Origin of the sequence: Bartonella sp. AA126HLJHH (assembly GCF_042197425.1) — a bacterium.
Lineage (GTDB): Bacteria > Pseudomonadota > Alphaproteobacteria > Rhizobiales > Rhizobiaceae > Bartonella.
The window spans coordinates 52,003-67,477 of the sequence record NZ_JBHIRU010000010.1 but is presented as its reverse complement, the minus strand read 5'-3'; the positions used below and the strand labels follow the sequence as shown (position 1 = coordinate 67,477).

Genomic DNA, 15,475 nt, shown 5'->3' with positions numbered 1-15,475 from the left:
CAGAAAACCTCAGAAAACCTCAGAAAACCTCAGAAAACCTCAGAAAACCTCAGAAAACCTCAGAAAACCTCAGAAAACCTCAGAAAAGCTTTTGAAAAAAAATTCCTCATCGAAAATTTTTACAAGGTATTTTTTTAGATTATACTCTGTTTTCCACCTAAAATGATGATTTTACCACCTAAAACCAAAGAGAAATGCATGTCACCTTGCATGCTGTGTCAGCTTTCCCCAAAAGGACAAAGCCCACACCGGTCTTTAAATAATGGCAATCAATAAACAATGGTTTGTAAACAATCTGGCTTCTTATCTAACAGATTTGACTTGGCTTCCCCCTTCAAATGCATCCTTGTAATGTATCCCCTGTCCAGAGTTACTCTACAAAAAAACGCTGCTTTAGGAATACACACAGACGAAAAACACCCCATGCATAAAATTTTAACCGCATCTCAAACAATGGTATTTTACAACACAACGGGATAAACTATTGTCTTATAGATTTTTCTCGTATCACTCTCATCCCGTTTCAAGAAGTTGCCTGATAAGCACAAAATGCCATCTCAGAGGGTTCAATGCCTCACCATGTACTACAACGCATCGCCAACCTGCTGCTCTTGCCAACAGTGCACCCATTTTGAAAACAAAGAGTGGCTTTTTTCCTACACGCTTTGCCAAAAAAGGGAGCGCTCCATTTTGCTTTTTCTCGCTTTAAATAAACATATCCGTTGACCTCTTTCCACCACCCTCAAAGGACAAAGGTTTTAGCCCCACATCGGTTTGTAAACAATCCAACTCCTCTGAAGGGGCTCCATATCTGCTCATTATTTATATGATTCACTTGCATAATACTTAACCAAGAAAATCCTCACCATAACATTTGCTAATGTATTAAATACTTTAAGCTATCTTACTGATATCACCACCTTCAATAATAGTGTTTTAATGACGGTATTTTACGCTATAATAGGATAAAATTATCTAGGGGCTTTTTGTCATCGCACAACAGCGGTTTAAACCCAGCACTTGAAATAATGGATCACGATATCACAAAAGAGAGGCATTTGAGCTAAAATCTTTATTCCTCAGCAAAAAGCGCCATGAATAAAGAAAGGTTTTTTGTTCTCCCCCTACCTTCAATAATCACTGTCTTGATCCTCTAAAGAACAATAGGCAAACTTACCTTTAGACATCCAACAAAGGCAGCACAAAAAATAAAGAGAGTTAAGTTTTTTCTAAAGCGCATCAAAACTTTCTACACAATATATTCAATAAGACTTTATATTCAATAAGACTTTTTTTCATAACAAATATTTTGTAAGTATTTTTATCTTTCTCTCACACAGCTTTCATTCTCAGGCTTTGACAGCATAAACCACCGCCATATTGACGGGGCGTGTTTCATCCCCCCCTGTTTTTTGCAACAAGACCTTATGTTCATGCTCTCCCGCAGCCTTCGTTAACCGATCTTTATTGTAGACTTGAGCCAGATGTCTATAATATTCACCGTGATTCATATCCCAAACTACCTCTTCAATCATTGGATAACTATGCTGGTGGTTACCTGCTGAATCTGTTTTTCCCTCATGGGTATGGGATTGAAAAGACTCTTCTTGTCGGCTTCCCAAGCGACGTCCTTTATCAATTTCTTTTCCACTATCGAGCCCCCGTAAAAACATTCCACGCAAATCGGGAACATTGAATGTTGTTCTCCCGTCTCCTTTTCCCCATGTTTCTCCCAGAACAGCAAAGAGATTAGCATAGTTCCTTCGCGAATATTCTTTACCATCACACAGTAACCATCCAGAGGGTATTTTTTCTGTAGCAAAAGTCCCGATAAATCCAGAAGAAAAAGTTTCAGGCAAAGGAGGAAAGGGCGGAATTTCAGGAAGTTTTATAGTAGGATTGGTTAAAAACCAGCCATCAGCATTTTTTCCGGCAATATCACGCGTATAGACGATCTCATAAAGCCCCCCTTTTTGAATTTCCCCGCCCTTTAAAGGCATAATACCCTCTGGCGTTGCCATATAAGTTGGTCTTAGCGGCAATTGATTTAAAGAAATATTTGTTATTCCTCTGTTGACGCCTTGTGCTTTAAAGCGCACAACAATGCCATCCATATAAGTCTCAAAAAAAGACTTTGTTGCCAAACGAAGTGATGTCCTCTCGTTTTCCACATCGACAGTAAACTGTGTTTCAATCCCGCCCCCATTATCCAACAAATATTCTTTGATGCGTTGCATCATAGCGCGAGCACTATCATTGACTGTGCTTGGAGGTTGCCCTTCTGCCCAGTTTATACTCTCATCGGCATAAGCATTTTCTGATGCAACAATTGACCAATCATAAATCGAACTCATAGAAGATACTCTTTTTTCAAAAAGGGAAAACGAGCAAAAAATGAAGAAAAGAAAGCCGCAATTTTATTTTTAGATGCCGGTATTTTCTCCATTTTCATTTTTTCCATTTTCAGTCCTATTTTGTCATAATCAACATGCAATAACTTTGTTTTCGCATTGACATAAACAGCTTCAGGGTTCACACGCAACACGTCTTGCGCCATAACGCCCTGATAACGTTGTGGATTTCCCTTATAATTAAAGGTATAAAATGGATATCCCTTTTTCTGCCCCACAGGGATAATATTTTCTTTTGCTCTCACATCACAAAGCCCTAAAATTCCTCCGACCAATCCAAGTACTTGCTGCGCATCACGCAATGGATCTTTTGTCACAGAAGGCATTGTCGTGGATTTTCCTGAAGTCGTTCCGTAATTTCCAGCAGCCTGTGTTCCTACCTGTAACAAACTTTGCAATCGGTTCCAATCTTGATTATCTTTTTCTGACCATTTTTGGCGCTCCGCATCTAAGACATTTTGGCGGTTTATATCTTGAATCATACCCCCTTTCAAAGCATTGCTTTGCACGTTACTCTGTCCTTGATAATAGCTATTTGCCGCATTAACTTGATCATTCTGAGAGCGATCAATCATCTGGTTTGCATTCATCATATTGTTAATATCTTGATTATATTGCTGTGCTGCAGCATTTGTTGCCAAGGCGCCTAACTCATCGGCCAGCACACCAGTATGAGCCCCAGAGCCATAACGTCCTGCTCCCGACATCGATTGATTAATTGCATCGGACGTTTTATTCAGAGCATTTTGCAATGCAGTATTAAATTTACTATTGCTTCCAATCCAGCTTCCCTTAGCCATACCGGAAAGATTTGTAGCGCTGTTGGTTGGGGCATTCAACCATTGCGTTACCGTTGGATTGTTATAAAGCCCTGCTGCTTGTTGTAAACCGGTCAGCGCATTTTTTGTCATATTGCTAAGACCAGCGACTCTGTCTCCCTGATAAACGTTTCCGCCAATTCCTTTATTATAAAGTCCAAGTGCATCAGCACTGGCTTGTTTAAGAATATCAGCCGCCCAAGCAGGTGGAGCATTTGTTTGTGTTGTTGTTTGCACTTGAGGTGTGGTTTTTCTACTCATGGGTTCAGAACCTTTCTATATTGAATAAGATTACGAGAATATCCGTGATGAGCGAGCTTTTTCGCCCATCCAGTTCTTCCAAACATGTGCATTTCTTCAGCATTAATTGTTCGCGCCCATTTTTCGACTTCATCAATCAACTTGACCAATTTCAGCCCTCCCTCTCCAGCAAGATCAGAGAGAACGACGCATTTTTTTCCCGTATGGGTTATTTCAACTTTGGTAATTGCAAAAGCACTAAATTGGATTTTATTTTTTAAGACCAGCCACAATTGTGCTTGTCCGGTAGCGATTTCTTCAGCAATTTTTTCCAGACAAACATCATCCGGAAAGCGCTGAACATATTTTTTCAATGCAGCATTGAGAGCCTCTTGATAGGGAGCTATTTTTTCCCATGGCCACTGCTCTGTCAGATAAGCAGAATATAAATCTTGACTCTCTTGTATCATAATTTTAGCTCTTTTAGCTTTGTCACTCATCTCCCCTCAAATAACATCCCCCTACGCATTTCACGCATTCCATGCCCCCGCACAATAAAAGAAAAAAAGCCCCATTATCCTTTTGTCACAACAAAGAGGGAACTTTCTTCTTTATAAAAATAAACCATGGTGCAGCCTATTTTCCTTTATCGCAGAAAAGCATGAAACATAACGCACCACCTTGTTCTTCATATTATAAAGACACAGCTTATCGCATTGTGCCTTTGTTTATAAAGGTTTGGGAAGCCTATGGGGCATTTGTTCTTTAATAATAGAGGCTTGAGCCTATCGCATGGTATTACAAAAGGGCATGCCTATCGCATGCCTGCCCGCGTCAATTCCACATCAAATCCAGTGACATGAGTCCAATTCACCCCTTCAGGAATACGCAATTTAAAGCGATAAAACCGTGCCCTTGCACGACAATGAATTTGTCCAGTATTATAAGAGGGCTGTTTTTCTGGCAACCAAACAGTTTCCTCTTCAAGAGATTGTCGAAAGCGCATTCCCACAGACAAATAAAACTTTCCACTATTGACTTGAGGCATAATATTTTTCACTCGTGTTATCATGCCATTTGTCTGCCCCATTTCTTGTGATGTCACGACACAAGCCATAGGACACCCAGAAAACGAACCCAGTCTCCCCTGTTGATCAAATGCCCCCAGAATAGGCGATTCATTTTTCCAAGCTTTACTATCAAGAGAAAAGGACAAATCGTCAATATTCTTAGTCACAAAATCAAGACCTTCTAGGGTTGTTCCGGCTAAGAAAATAGGCAATATCATTTTGATATCGACGAGAGCTTTTGTCCATTTTTGCAATCCCCAATCATAAATGAGCAAGATACGTTTATGAAGATTCTCATCAGAATCAACCATCCAATAAACACGATTATACACCCCATCGATAGCAGCAGATAGAGTGTACAGATTATCCTTCCTTGATTTTGCGGTCATCGTTCGATCGACTTTTTCGAACCCAATGGGTATAATCTGTCCCTCATTTGTTATTTGATAAAACCCGCCCTCATCGGCAAAGAATGCTAAATCGCCTCTACAAACAATTGATTCAGCATTTTTTGCGCCTCGTTTATCGTGGATTTTTTGGAAACTAAAAATAATCTTAGAGCCAGGGATAAAAGAACCGGCATAGATTGCAGAACGCATAAAGATAATTGGATTTGTTGTCTCCGTTGCCCCTTGGACGAATCCGCCATCAGGAAAATCTTGATAATCACAACTTTTTTTCCCCACGGTCCAAAATTCAGCATCATTTAATCCAGACCAATGAACCCTTCTTGGATACTCGGTTAATTTCATCAAACAAACGAAATCTCCCCAGACACGAACAATCCCTGCCTGTGGTGGATTTCCTCCTAAATTTCTAAATGTTTTATCATGGTTAATATCAATCACTTGTGGTTTATCATTGGCATTCACAGCAATGATCAAATCACCAAACAAAGCAAAAGACCACGGAGCATCAACATTAGCCAGATAAGGTTTTCCTTTTTGGCTAATATCTTTCCAGTTCATTGTTGTATTATCAAGCAAGTAGATTTTTTCTCTTGTCCCGACAATAATAGAAACCCCATTTTTTGTTTTAACCGCAAGAGTGCCTAAAATTGGCTCCGGACAAGGCTCTGATAAAGGTTCAAAACTTGGCATAGGGATATAGGAGCCATCAGCCGGGAGCACATTAACAAGTTCATCGGTAAAAATTCCATTGATATCCGCCACATCGGGTCGATAATCAGCGATTGGGAAAAAAGCCATCAAGACCCCCATAAAATCTTTGAAGAGCCCAGTGCCATTCAAAACACCAAGGCTTATTGATAAAAAACCACAAAAGCCCTTAAAACTCTAAAGGCATAAAATTCAACAAAATAAACAACCTTAGGTTGTTTAACGCACCAAAAAAAACGATACCATCAATAATGGCCACCCCAACGCCATCCACCAGCCCTTCACCATCAACACCCAACGCGTGTATCCAGCCATAAGTGACAAACCAGCCACCAGTGACAAACCAACCTTCAACGCCAGCCATAAACGATTTGAAATGAACTTTTTAAAAACGCATTGGGTGAATCTTTGACGAACCTTTCCGGCGCGATGTTTCAATACGCAAAGCTTGAAGCTGTTCTTGAAAATCTCTGAAAGAAACGGCGGCATATTCAGGATCTTTAAGAATATTTTTATAAAGTTCATATTTTGCCCGTGCTTTAATAAGATCAAAAGCATAAATCAACCAAGGGTTATCATCCTCTTTCAGCTGTTCATCAGCAAAATGAACAGGAGCATACGAAAGCTGTACAGCTTCCACATGTTCTGGTGTTGGAAAGAGTCCTATTTTTTGATCAAGGTAGGTATAAAAGAATGGCGTTCCTAGCGCAGGATGCATACCATATTGTTGATGCAACACTTCCAAGGGCTTAAAGAACAACTTTGTTGGTGTTGCACTCTTTGTTACTAAAAAGACGCCCTCCAAACTCTTTTCTGCTTCAATAAAAACCCCTTCTTCTTGCCCATACCATGTTTTACCACTTTGTGTTTTAAACGTCCTTTCTCTTTTTTCATTAAAGAAAAAGGGTTCGCGTTCACACAAACGCAAAGCCGTAAAAATTGAATCTTGAATTTGCAGGGAATATTCCGCTGTTGTATCGTCAATTTCATCTTGAATAAGCGCGACCATATAAGCAAAAGTTTTAGAATGGTCTGAATGTGTAAGGTTTAGATTTTGGGGATCAGTGGATAAAGTGGTCATAAGCCTGTCCTTGTTTCTGGAAGCATTTTAAATTTTTCCCCCAACAGATCCCTCTTGTTGGGGGAAGAGAGCAAGCGTTCGCTTTAAGCGGGTGCTCCATAAGTTGGAATGACAATAGTGCCAAAATCCTGAGCCCCTTGCGTACTTCCTGGCAAGGTAAAGCAAGTTTTTTTCATCCCAATAATGGTTTTTGCCGCGACCCCGAATTCTCTTTCATAGTCGAAGAGTTCTTCCACCAATTTATAGCGTGTTGCTCCTCGATCTTTACCAAAAGCAATCACAGCACTCTGCGCACCAAGCAGAACAGCCCGCCGCACATTTGGTACAGCTTTATTTGCCATCCCAGATTCAACCCCTTCGGTAATATGTTCAGCTTCGCGTAAAACCACACCATTATACATGCCCAAAGACCCATCATAGAGCGGATTTTTGATACGACTTCCACTATAGATTGCCTTAGTAATGTCGAGCCATTGCCCTGCATCTGTATTGGTTCGCAATTGCGTCACTTGGGTTGGATGGAGATAAAGCACATAGACATTTTCACCATCAATCCGCACAGGTCTAATTTTAGGATTTGCCAATTTAGCCCGTTCGACAGCTTTATCAATGAGCTTAAGATCAAAAACATCGCCTTCTTTTAAGTCCTCATCCTTTGCTTTATCGTTAGGACGTACCACGCGTTTATTGGTTGGTGCCGTTGGCGCATTAAACCCATAATGAACTGGTTTAAGGGTAATCGTGCGTCCTTCAAAGTTAATAGCTTTTGCGGTATAACCACACACTTGAATGAAGAACATCATACTCAGACGATCTGCATACCAATCAACCAAACCATTTTTTGCCTCGGTGCGCAAATCATGGAGAATTCGTTGCTGATCAATTGTTCCCTCATTTTTGACACGCACAGCATGAACGAGTTCATTAATTGCCAAGCGATCATTGAGAAACTGTAAAGCTTCTTCATTGCCTTCCAATGTCTGCCCTTCGCTTACCCCATCGCCTAGCAACTGCACACGCAAATTAAAGCTAATGGCATCCCCACTTGCTTTCGTGGTTTCATCCTTTAACTGTACGATACTGTTTGAATCATTTCCAATCAACGGTGCAATTGGAATTGCTTTTGAGACTTCTTGGTTTAGTAATTTAGACCATGTGCGCACTGCCATTGGGTCATTAAGTCCGATATAAGTTACGGTCATTTTATCCTCTAAAAGTTTTCTTGACATAAAAAAAACCCGGCAAAGCGCCGGGCGCTCAAAACACCACATTTCATTTCAGATGGTGAATAGGTTGTTCGTGAGTTTTATCTAATTTCTGTTAGCGTCTGCCTCCTCCTTATAAGAGCTCTCCTCACCACATCCGTGCTTTGAGAAATCCCCTCGCATTCTCCTGCGCTAAAAGCCGCTCCACGTTCCCGCAAAAAACACCTGCCACATTCTTGTTTTTAAAATTCTCTTCCCCCCATTAAACGATTAAAAGCAGCTTTATTTTTAGGATCAGCAACCCAAGCGCTAAACTCTGCTTCTGACATTTTATCAAGCATCTCCAAAGAAATCGGCCCATTTGGCGTCAAGCCGTTATAAGCAGCAAGAGTACGTGCAGAATTGTGTCTTTCCTGTAAATTTTCACCCATGTTATTGGGAACATTTGTGTAGCCAATTTTTTGTGCAATAGAGTAAATCACTTCAGCGGGGTTTTGATTTTTTTGCGCACAATCGCGCAAGATCTGCTTCAACTCATCACCAATCAACGCATCAATATTTTTGGGGTCTGCCATCTCAGGATAGAGCGAAGCACAAGCTGCCAACTGTTTAGCCCGCGTTTCATAAATAAAATCAGCTGCTTGATCAAAATCATGATGCTTTTGTTTAACACTGGCAACAGACTGCTGAAAAAATGCATGCAACTGTTCTGCTTCGCGAGCAAGAGAAGGCTGTTGTTTTTCATGTAAAAGCCCTTGTTTTTGGAGTGTTTTTCCCAACCATTGCATATAGCCCATAAAGTCTTTTTGTGGATCTGGTGGAACATCTTCTCCCCCTTGAACCTCTTTTCCAGCCTTTTGCGAAGAGGACTGTTGTTGATGCACTTGCCCTTGGAAATTATCTTCAAGAGTTTTTTCTTCTCTTGCAATTTCACCATCTTCTCCCTCTTGTGTTGAGACCAGAAAATCTTGTTTTAATTGATTTTGTTCTGCCGGCGTTAAGTGTTCTTGATCCATGACATTAGCCTTTTCTTTTTTTAAACAATAAAATTAAATTTTTCAGATAAAACAGCCTGTGAGCATTTATTCCCTCAATGCTCTCCCATCATTTGAGCTCCAGCATTTCCCCAAAGCTCTCCACCCCACATAACGGCAAAACTCCCCCTCTCCACCTTGCTTTTCCCAACAATCCTGCCCTATAAAACAGGTCTTTTAAGAAAAGGGAGCCCATGCACTACGAAAATCGATAAGCAATTTATGATATATGGCATTTATCAGAAGTCGCGCATGACAAAGCGTCCTATTGTTGAGCCTTTACTGTCTGCAACATCTGCATTATCTGGTCTGCCCCCACATTATTCCCCATCTGCGCTGAGGCATTTTGCTCTTCTTGAAGAGAATTTTGCGCCTTTATCGCAATTTTATGAATGAGTGAGGCTGGTAAAGGTGAATAGCGTAAAAGATCAAGCATAATCTCAGGCGTTGCAAAATTTTGCATCAAAGGAAGCAGTTGCATGATCAGTGCAAAAGTACGCTCTTTTTCATTAAGACTTGTTGGTGCATCATCCACGACAATATCATATTCCAAACTTGTCACCATTTCGCGTGTCAGCGGCACATACTGGGCATTTTCATCACCAGCAATACGAACCAGCCGCCCATCGGACAGATAATTTTGAATAAGATAGAGAATAATTTTTCCCTGTCGTTGCCGATATCGACGCAACCCATCAAAAAAGGAAGCCAAAAGATTAAGTGACGATTGTCGCCGTTGTTGCTCAAGAATGCCAGGCTGATTGACAGCTCGCGTCCCAATAAATTCAGAAGACAACCCCGTCACCTGTTCAAGTGCGCTCTTTGCTTCATTAAACAATTGGAAAAACCCTTGCGGAAATTGTGCCACGGGTTTAGGCTGAATTCTTCCCCCAGACACAGCACCACTTTTCAACCAAGTAATACTATCAGCTCTAGCCCAACTCTCGACGGCTTGTCGATCATCATCAAAAGCATCGCGCTCTGCCATAATTCCGCCTTTTGATTGGCTATTGAGCAAATGCATCACTTGACTAAAATATTTGTTTGCCCACCGTTGAGGATCTTTTGTAGGGCGCACAATTCCATAAAATTGCCGGCTTAACTTATCAAAAGTACCGGTAATACACTCCCATCCCAATTGATTGGGTGGAACCAAGGGCTTATCAGGCGCTTCAAGCAGCTTTCTACCTAAAAATGCCCGTTTGACAATTTTTCTGTTCAACCTTGTTGCTTGAACATGAGGAAAGGTTTTGCTTAAATTTTGGAAATCCTGCTCTGAATAATCGACAAACTTTCCACTTAGAGGCTCGAGAACTTTATAAACCACCTCGCGTTCAAACCAGCGACATTCTACCAATGTCACCATTTTAGGACGTTGATAGCCGCTCCCCTCTTCTCCTTGATACCCCCTCTCGGACTGATAACTTTGTGTCATCCCATCGCTGGTTGGCTGTAAAAAGCTCTGATGTTTCACCCAATCCGCATGAAGATCACTCCAATGAACATTTGGAAACATTTGCTGCGCTACGGCAAGAGGTTTTTCATCGATATACCATAAGCGTTGAGCATCAATGAGATTAGACTTAACAGCACTTGCATCCCACACCATTTTCATAGGGTCCAGCCGCGCAATGATTGGTTTTCCTTGGGGATCTTGTTCATAATCAAGGCGTGTATCTGTCCAGCCCATACCGCAAATAATTGCATCTTGAAAGGCATCGGAATCTTCGTATTCGCCATCGGCTTCATCGCGAAACCATTCGGCTGCTCCTGTCAGAATCTGATTAGCAAAGGCTGCGCCTTCTTGTCGTGGAATAAATTGGACTTGTCTTTTATTATTGCGCTCAGCCCCGATCACAGCATTAATTAAAGGCGCAATACGGTTAAAAGTCATCACGGGTCTGTTTTGTTCGTGCAAGACAGCCAAGTCTTGCTCATTCCATTGCCGTCCATTATAAAAATCGTAATCTTCCTGGGCATTTTTTCGCCATTTTTCGACATGATCAATATCATCCTGATACCAACCCACGAGTTTTTTAAAGAGAGCTTGATTTTCAAGCGTTTCGATTTGATCAAAAGAAGAATTTGTAGACATATTCATTAAAAAGCCATCCATGAAGTTTGAGAATGGTGAAACGAGCGATAAGGTTTTTTTCGCACTCTAGCATTTGGTTGTTCATAAGCCACACACATCAGTCCAAAGGCATCGGCCCCATGGCTAGCCCAATCATGTTCAGCCCCTAGTCCGATATTGCGCTGTTCGTCGCGCTTTTCATGATACCAAGCAAGCGCTTTTCTCCCCGCACATGTCGTTTCACGATTAAACCATAGTGCAGGAAACAACCGCCGTACGGCTTCGATACGCATTTTCACAGCGCCTGTTCCTTGGTTAGGAATTATTTTGGTTTGAAAACCGGCTTGTTGAAGGGCACTGTCAAAACTCACATTATAGACACGATCTTTTGTTGCGCCATCATGAGGCAAGACCATAAGAGCCTTTTCATATCCCCTTTGAAAGACCCAGCCCACATGCTCTGAGAGAGGTTGTCCTTGGGCTTCATAATAATCGAGCACTCGGATTTCACGTCCAACAAATTGCGCCACCCACAATGCGGTAGCATCGGCCTTTGCTCCTGTTCCCCCGATATCCCAAAAGATTCTCACCTGCATCAAAGGATCCCGTGGAACAGTGGTAATCCGCCCTTCCATTTCGGCTTCCAGCAGACATTTCTGATAATAAGCCCCTTGGACAGCTTGGAGATATTCGCCTTCCCAAATATGGTTATACTGCTCTGGTCTTTGCTGCAAATCGTCCATTCGATCACGATTGAGTTTTTCAGGAAATTGCGGATTATCACGCCAATTGATTTCCACCCCTTTGATATGAGGATTATCGACATTTCGGAAACGTTTTTCCACGGCTGCATTTTCATGGCATGGGTTCCATGTGACCCATAATTCTGCATTCCAATCTTTTCCTTCTTCGCGCAAAGTTGGAATAAGTGTTTGCCAAGCAGTTTCTGTCACGGGCTCGGCTTCATCGACCCAACAAAGGAAAACGCGTCCCATTGATTTAATACTTGCGATATTGCGATCAAGCCCAGCAAACACATAGACAATCCGTCCATCTTTTGATTTAATATATTTATCGCCGATTTCATAATAGTCTTGTAAAAAAGGATAAGCTTCGATAGCGCGTTTAATTTCCTCCAAAGAACTTTCATTAAGAGAATTTTGAAATTGCCGTGCACAAAGAATAATACCGCGTTCTCCAGCCATTCCATGGCGATATCCCACCACAGCCGACATCAAAGCAAAAGAACGTGTTTTTCCAGAACCGCGTCCTCCCCAAGCGGCTCGCACATCGGCATTTCCAGTAAAAACAGGAATAAGCTTTGGAATAAGAGCCACTTGAGCCGTTTTCTGCTCAATTTTTTGAGAAATTTTCTGAACCGTTGTCATTATAAATTTTCATACTTTAGCAATAATTGCGCTGCACCCTTTTGCTTATCCCAAGTTTCATTATCCCAGAGCAATTGAACGAAAAGAGCAATTGAACGAAAAACGCCCTTCTCAAAAGCAGCGCTTTATCTTTTCTTCATCCTAATATTCAATAAATTTCACTTTTTTGCATGAGATCCCCTTGACCCCACCTATGCGCCCCAAGCCCCCAAGGCACAAAAGCCCCACCCCCTCAAACACCGCGCCTGTCATCCCCCAACCACAAGCAAGGTATCCCCCCAACCAAATCATAGCCTCAGCACATGGCTCTCAGGCATATCCAAAGCCCAACATCCTCCAATATCATGCCTCTCAAGCATCACCAATCCTCACACTTTATCCCCCAAGATACCCCCACCAAAACACATGCATCAGGCAAGCATAACACTTCTCTCAAGTTTCATGCCCCTCACCCATCAAAACACTGTTCCATATCCACCACACAAATACCCTGCACCAAATTCCCTCCAGCACACGGGCCCTTACGGCATCATTCACCAAAGCCCCTTCCCAATATCACGAGCGCCCACAAACACGATAGCCTCCGCTTCAATCCCCTCAAGATAGGCAATCACCAAAGCAGCCCCCTTGCAAGACATCACCCCACATCACCCACCTCAGCCTAACATTTTTCAATATCACAAGCCTCAGTTATCGAGGTATCAAGCTTCTCCGGTTCGCTACTTTTTGCATTCACTGGCACAATCTCAATACGCGAAACTGTTTTTGATATCTCCACACCTTCAATAACGAGAAAAGCCCAAATCTTCACCAAATGTCCAAAACAGCAAATATCATCAAGCACTCCCCAACATCTTTCAGGTATCGCGCCCCTCATGCATCGCCATAAAAGCATCTTGCCGACCCCTTCACACAAACCACCCCAGACGCCATGTACCCCCAAAAAACACCATATGCACCGAAGTCTCCTCCAGTCCACGTCCTCATGCATCCCCCACCAAAGCCCAACAACTTCACAGCTCACACGCCTAAAGCACACGCCCCTCACCGCAATTTCAATCATAAGCTTTCAGACAAACATCTAGCATCCCCGTTCAAAGACAATATCCCTTAAACATCATGTGCCAAAACCCAATATTTTCTCGTAACTTCAAGCCTCAGTTGCCGAGGGATCATGCTTCTCCGGTTCGCTATTTTTTGCATTCACTGGTACAATCTCGATACGCGAAACTGTTTTAACATCTCCCCCTGCTTCTCCAGCCCCCTGAAGAGGCAACACTTTTGCCAGCAGCGAAAAAAAAGGTACGGGATTATTCAACGCATGATACTGAAGATAAGACACCAGCCCATCTTCACCATAGTGATATCCAGCCTGCTCCGCCGCTGTCAAAAGAGCTTCATTAAATCGCTTTGTTGTTTTATTTAAAGCCCCTTTTTTCCGCCCTCTTCGACGTAAGGGAAGACAATGTTCATCTACCATCATCATGTTCCTTCCAACTAAAGAGAAACCAAAACCTCAAACACAAAAAATGACATGAAAATCAGCAACAAAATTTAACAAGCATTCAACAATTAAAAAAAATGAGACCACACCCTAAAAGACAAGAGCCCACATAAAGCCCAAATCCTCCGCATAATTTTACAGATTCACATTTTTACGCTTTTACATCATTACAGAAAAAAGCCAAACGAAACACCCACATCACCACCCCACGCAGCTCTGTAAACACGGGTCTGTCAACAAGCTGATTTCTCGTCTATCAGATTTCCCTGCTGATTATTTCATATGGCTATCCCACACTTCAAAGAATGGTGTTTCATCAAACACGCCAGATAAGCTCTGATCTACAATTCGACTTCAAAAAGCAAATTTTCCTCTGCTGAATAAAGCTTCCACCCCGCACCGGTTTTAAACTATCATTCAACCTTTTACCCAATAAATTCCCCTACTAACATCAGATTACCGCCCCCCCAAACATCCCTATTTTACAATATAACAGACTAGAAAATCTTTTAATTGTTCTTGCCAATCCCTTGAAATTACTTTATCACTCAAAGGATATTTTGATCGTCCACGCAACGATCAATAAGGGATAGTAAAGCCCTAAGCTCTAGCGTAAGAATGAACCCACTTTGTGGGTGTCCCGGGATTCCGGGAGTTTTTGCTATGTCCAGGTGTGATAAGCACTAAAAGCAAAAATGCTGACTAGAGCTCAGTACTTTACTACTCCCGGAATACCAATGCGAGGGCGCTCGCAACCGGAGGGGAGCTTGAAGTGCAAACTAAAAATTCACATTTCAACGACATTTCAATAGGTAAAAAGATCCGTCATAGAAGAATTTCAATGGGACTTTCTCAAAAGGAATTAGGAAGCTATTTAGGTGTCAGTTTCCAACAAATCCAGAAATACGAAAAAGGTTTAAATCGTGTAAGCGCGGGGTGTTTGCTCGAAATTGCTAAAAAACTAGAGGTTCCTATGAACTTTTTTTATGCGGACCTTTTAACAGCAGATATTCCCACAAAAGAACATGCCTTACACCACGATCAAGATACCACCAGCGAAAAAGAATACGCCCTTTTAAAAAACTTTAGAGAGCTCCAGCCGAAAAAACAAAAAGCAATTTTGTGGTTAATTTCTGATTAGACAAAAGCACACCCATCAACATCCCTCGCCAATATATCCAACATCCTTAAAATATAAGCTTCAGATCACGACACTTCAAAGAAGGCAATTTTATCAGACAAGACAGATAAGCCCTGCCCTAAAATATTCCCTCACACACTTTTCTCCAGTCAACGCGTTTTATACCCCTCTTCATCCCAGCTTTCCCCACTCCATTCACAAATGCGTCCCCTAGTTCTCCGACCACATTCCATGTCAAGACAAAAGCATACAACGCATAAATCCTTCACTTCACTTTTACGTATTCACGTTTTTACGCTTTTACATCTCTACAGAAAGCAGTCAAACGAAATTTTTCCCCCAGCATCTTACACTGCGTTGTCAAGAATCCAACATCTTGTAGCAGTTTCCT

Annotated in this window: 13 protein-coding genes; 1 reads left to right on the top strand and 12 read right to left on the bottom strand. The window is 41.8% G+C overall.

The window, feature by feature from the left end; all coding sequences use genetic code 11:
- Positions 1-1,349 precede the first annotated feature (1,349 nt).
- The 12 genes from ACFIQC_RS06245 to ACFIQC_RS06190 form a co-directional block, all read right to left on the bottom strand.
- A complete protein-coding gene (locus ACFIQC_RS06245; RefSeq protein WP_375706889.1) occupies positions 1,350-2,354 on the bottom strand; it encodes a phage tail protein in 1,005 nt (334 codons plus the stop codon).
- Positions 2,351-3,490 carry a tail fiber domain-containing protein gene (locus ACFIQC_RS06240; protein ID WP_375706888.1) on the bottom strand — a complete coding sequence of 380 codons (1,140 nt, stop codon included), beginning with the start codon at positions 3,488-3,490 and terminating at the stop codon, positions 2,351-2,353. Before ACFIQC_RS06240 ends, ACFIQC_RS06245 begins: the two co-directional genes overlap by 4 nt.
- A complete protein-coding gene (locus tag ACFIQC_RS06235) occupies positions 3,487-3,969 on the bottom strand; it encodes a hypothetical protein (protein ID WP_375621457.1) in 483 nt (160 codons plus the stop codon). Before ACFIQC_RS06235 ends, ACFIQC_RS06240 begins: the two co-directional genes overlap by 4 nt.
- A gap of 314 nt (positions 3,970-4,283) precedes the next feature.
- Positions 4,284-5,747, bottom strand: coding sequence for a hypothetical protein (locus ACFIQC_RS06230; RefSeq protein ID WP_375641008.1), 1,464 nt, complete (start codon positions 5,745-5,747; stop codon positions 4,284-4,286).
- Between the two features lie 79 nt (positions 5,748-5,826).
- The gene (locus ACFIQC_RS06225) at positions 5,827-6,021 is read right to left on the bottom strand and encodes a hypothetical protein (protein ID WP_375706887.1); all 195 of its coding nucleotides are present in this window, start codon (positions 6,019-6,021) and stop codon (positions 5,827-5,829) included.
- A 21-nt stretch (positions 6,022-6,042) separates the two neighbouring features.
- Positions 6,043-6,738: a hypothetical protein gene (locus ACFIQC_RS06220; protein WP_375706886.1), complete on the bottom strand. Its 696-nt coding sequence runs from the start codon at positions 6,736-6,738 to the stop codon at positions 6,043-6,045.
- An 83-nt stretch (positions 6,739-6,821) separates the two neighbouring features.
- The gene (locus tag ACFIQC_RS06215) at positions 6,822-7,940 is read right to left on the bottom strand and encodes a N4-gp56 family major capsid protein (RefSeq protein WP_375610676.1); all 1,119 of its coding nucleotides are present in this window, start codon (positions 7,938-7,940) and stop codon (positions 6,822-6,824) included.
- A 245-nt stretch (positions 7,941-8,185) separates the two neighbouring features.
- Positions 8,186-8,959: a hypothetical protein gene (locus ACFIQC_RS06210; RefSeq protein ID WP_375702893.1), complete on the bottom strand. Its 774-nt coding sequence runs from the start codon at positions 8,957-8,959 to the stop codon at positions 8,186-8,188.
- Between the two features lie 283 nt (positions 8,960-9,242).
- Complete coding sequence (locus tag ACFIQC_RS06205) at positions 9,243-11,093, bottom strand: portal protein (protein WP_375706885.1); 1,851 nt, start codon at positions 11,091-11,093, stop codon at positions 9,243-9,245.
- Positions 11,078-12,439: a PBSX family phage terminase large subunit gene (locus ACFIQC_RS06200; RefSeq protein WP_375630216.1), complete on the bottom strand. Its 1,362-nt coding sequence runs from the start codon at positions 12,437-12,439 to the stop codon at positions 11,078-11,080. Before ACFIQC_RS06200 ends, ACFIQC_RS06205 begins: the two co-directional genes overlap by 16 nt.
- Before the next feature lie 661 nt (positions 12,440-13,100).
- Positions 13,101-13,316, bottom strand: coding sequence for a hypothetical protein (locus ACFIQC_RS06195; protein WP_375631848.1), 216 nt, complete (start codon positions 13,314-13,316; stop codon positions 13,101-13,103).
- Positions 13,317-13,589: 273 nt separating this feature from the next.
- Complete coding sequence (locus ACFIQC_RS06190) at positions 13,590-13,919, bottom strand: hypothetical protein (RefSeq protein ID WP_375706893.1); 330 nt, start codon at positions 13,917-13,919, stop codon at positions 13,590-13,592.
- 796 nt (positions 13,920-14,715) lie between these two features.
- On the opposite strand from ACFIQC_RS06190, the gene ACFIQC_RS06185 reads away from it, so the two are divergent.
- Positions 14,716-15,084: a helix-turn-helix domain-containing protein gene (locus tag ACFIQC_RS06185; protein ID WP_375706884.1), complete on the top strand. Its 369-nt coding sequence runs from the start codon at positions 14,716-14,718 to the stop codon at positions 15,082-15,084.
- Positions 15,085-15,475: the final 391 nt, after the last annotated feature.

Coding starts and splice junctions, on each gene's coding strand:
- ACFIQC_RS06245 (WP_375706889.1), bottom strand. CDS start 2,354: ATGAGTTCGATTTATGATTGGTCAATTGTTGCATCAGAAAATGCTTAT.
- ACFIQC_RS06240 (WP_375706888.1), bottom strand. CDS start 3,490: ATGAGTAGAAAAACCACACCTCAAGTGCAAACAACAACACAAACAAAT.
- ACFIQC_RS06235 (WP_375621457.1), bottom strand. CDS start 3,969: ATGAGTGACAAAGCTAAAAGAGCTAAAATTATGATACAAGAGAGTCAA.
- ACFIQC_RS06230 (WP_375641008.1), bottom strand. CDS start 5,747: ATGGCTTTTTTCCCAATCGCTGATTATCGACCCGATGTGGCGGATATC.
- ACFIQC_RS06225 (WP_375706887.1), bottom strand. CDS start 6,021: ATGGCTGGCGTTGAAGGTTGGTTTGTCACTGGTGGCTGGTTTGTCACT.
- ACFIQC_RS06220 (WP_375706886.1), bottom strand. CDS start 6,738: ATGACCACTTTATCCACTGATCCCCAAAATCTAAACCTTACACATTCA.
- ACFIQC_RS06215 (WP_375610676.1), bottom strand. CDS start 7,940: ATGACCGTAACTTATATCGGACTTAATGACCCAATGGCAGTGCGCACA.
- ACFIQC_RS06210 (WP_375702893.1), bottom strand. CDS start 8,959: ATGGATCAAGAACACTTAACGCCGGCAGAACAAAATCAATTAAAACAA.
- ACFIQC_RS06205 (WP_375706885.1), bottom strand. CDS start 11,093: ATGGATGGCTTTTTAATGAATATGTCTACAAATTCTTCTTTTGATCAA.
- ACFIQC_RS06200 (WP_375630216.1), bottom strand. CDS start 12,439: ATGACAACGGTTCAGAAAATTTCTCAAAAAATTGAGCAGAAAACGGCT.
- ACFIQC_RS06195 (WP_375631848.1), bottom strand. CDS start 13,316: ATGAGGGGCGCGATACCTGAAAGATGTTGGGGAGTGCTTGATGATATT.
- ACFIQC_RS06190 (WP_375706893.1), bottom strand. CDS start 13,919: ATGGTAGATGAACATTGTCTTCCCTTACGTCGAAGAGGGCGGAAAAAA.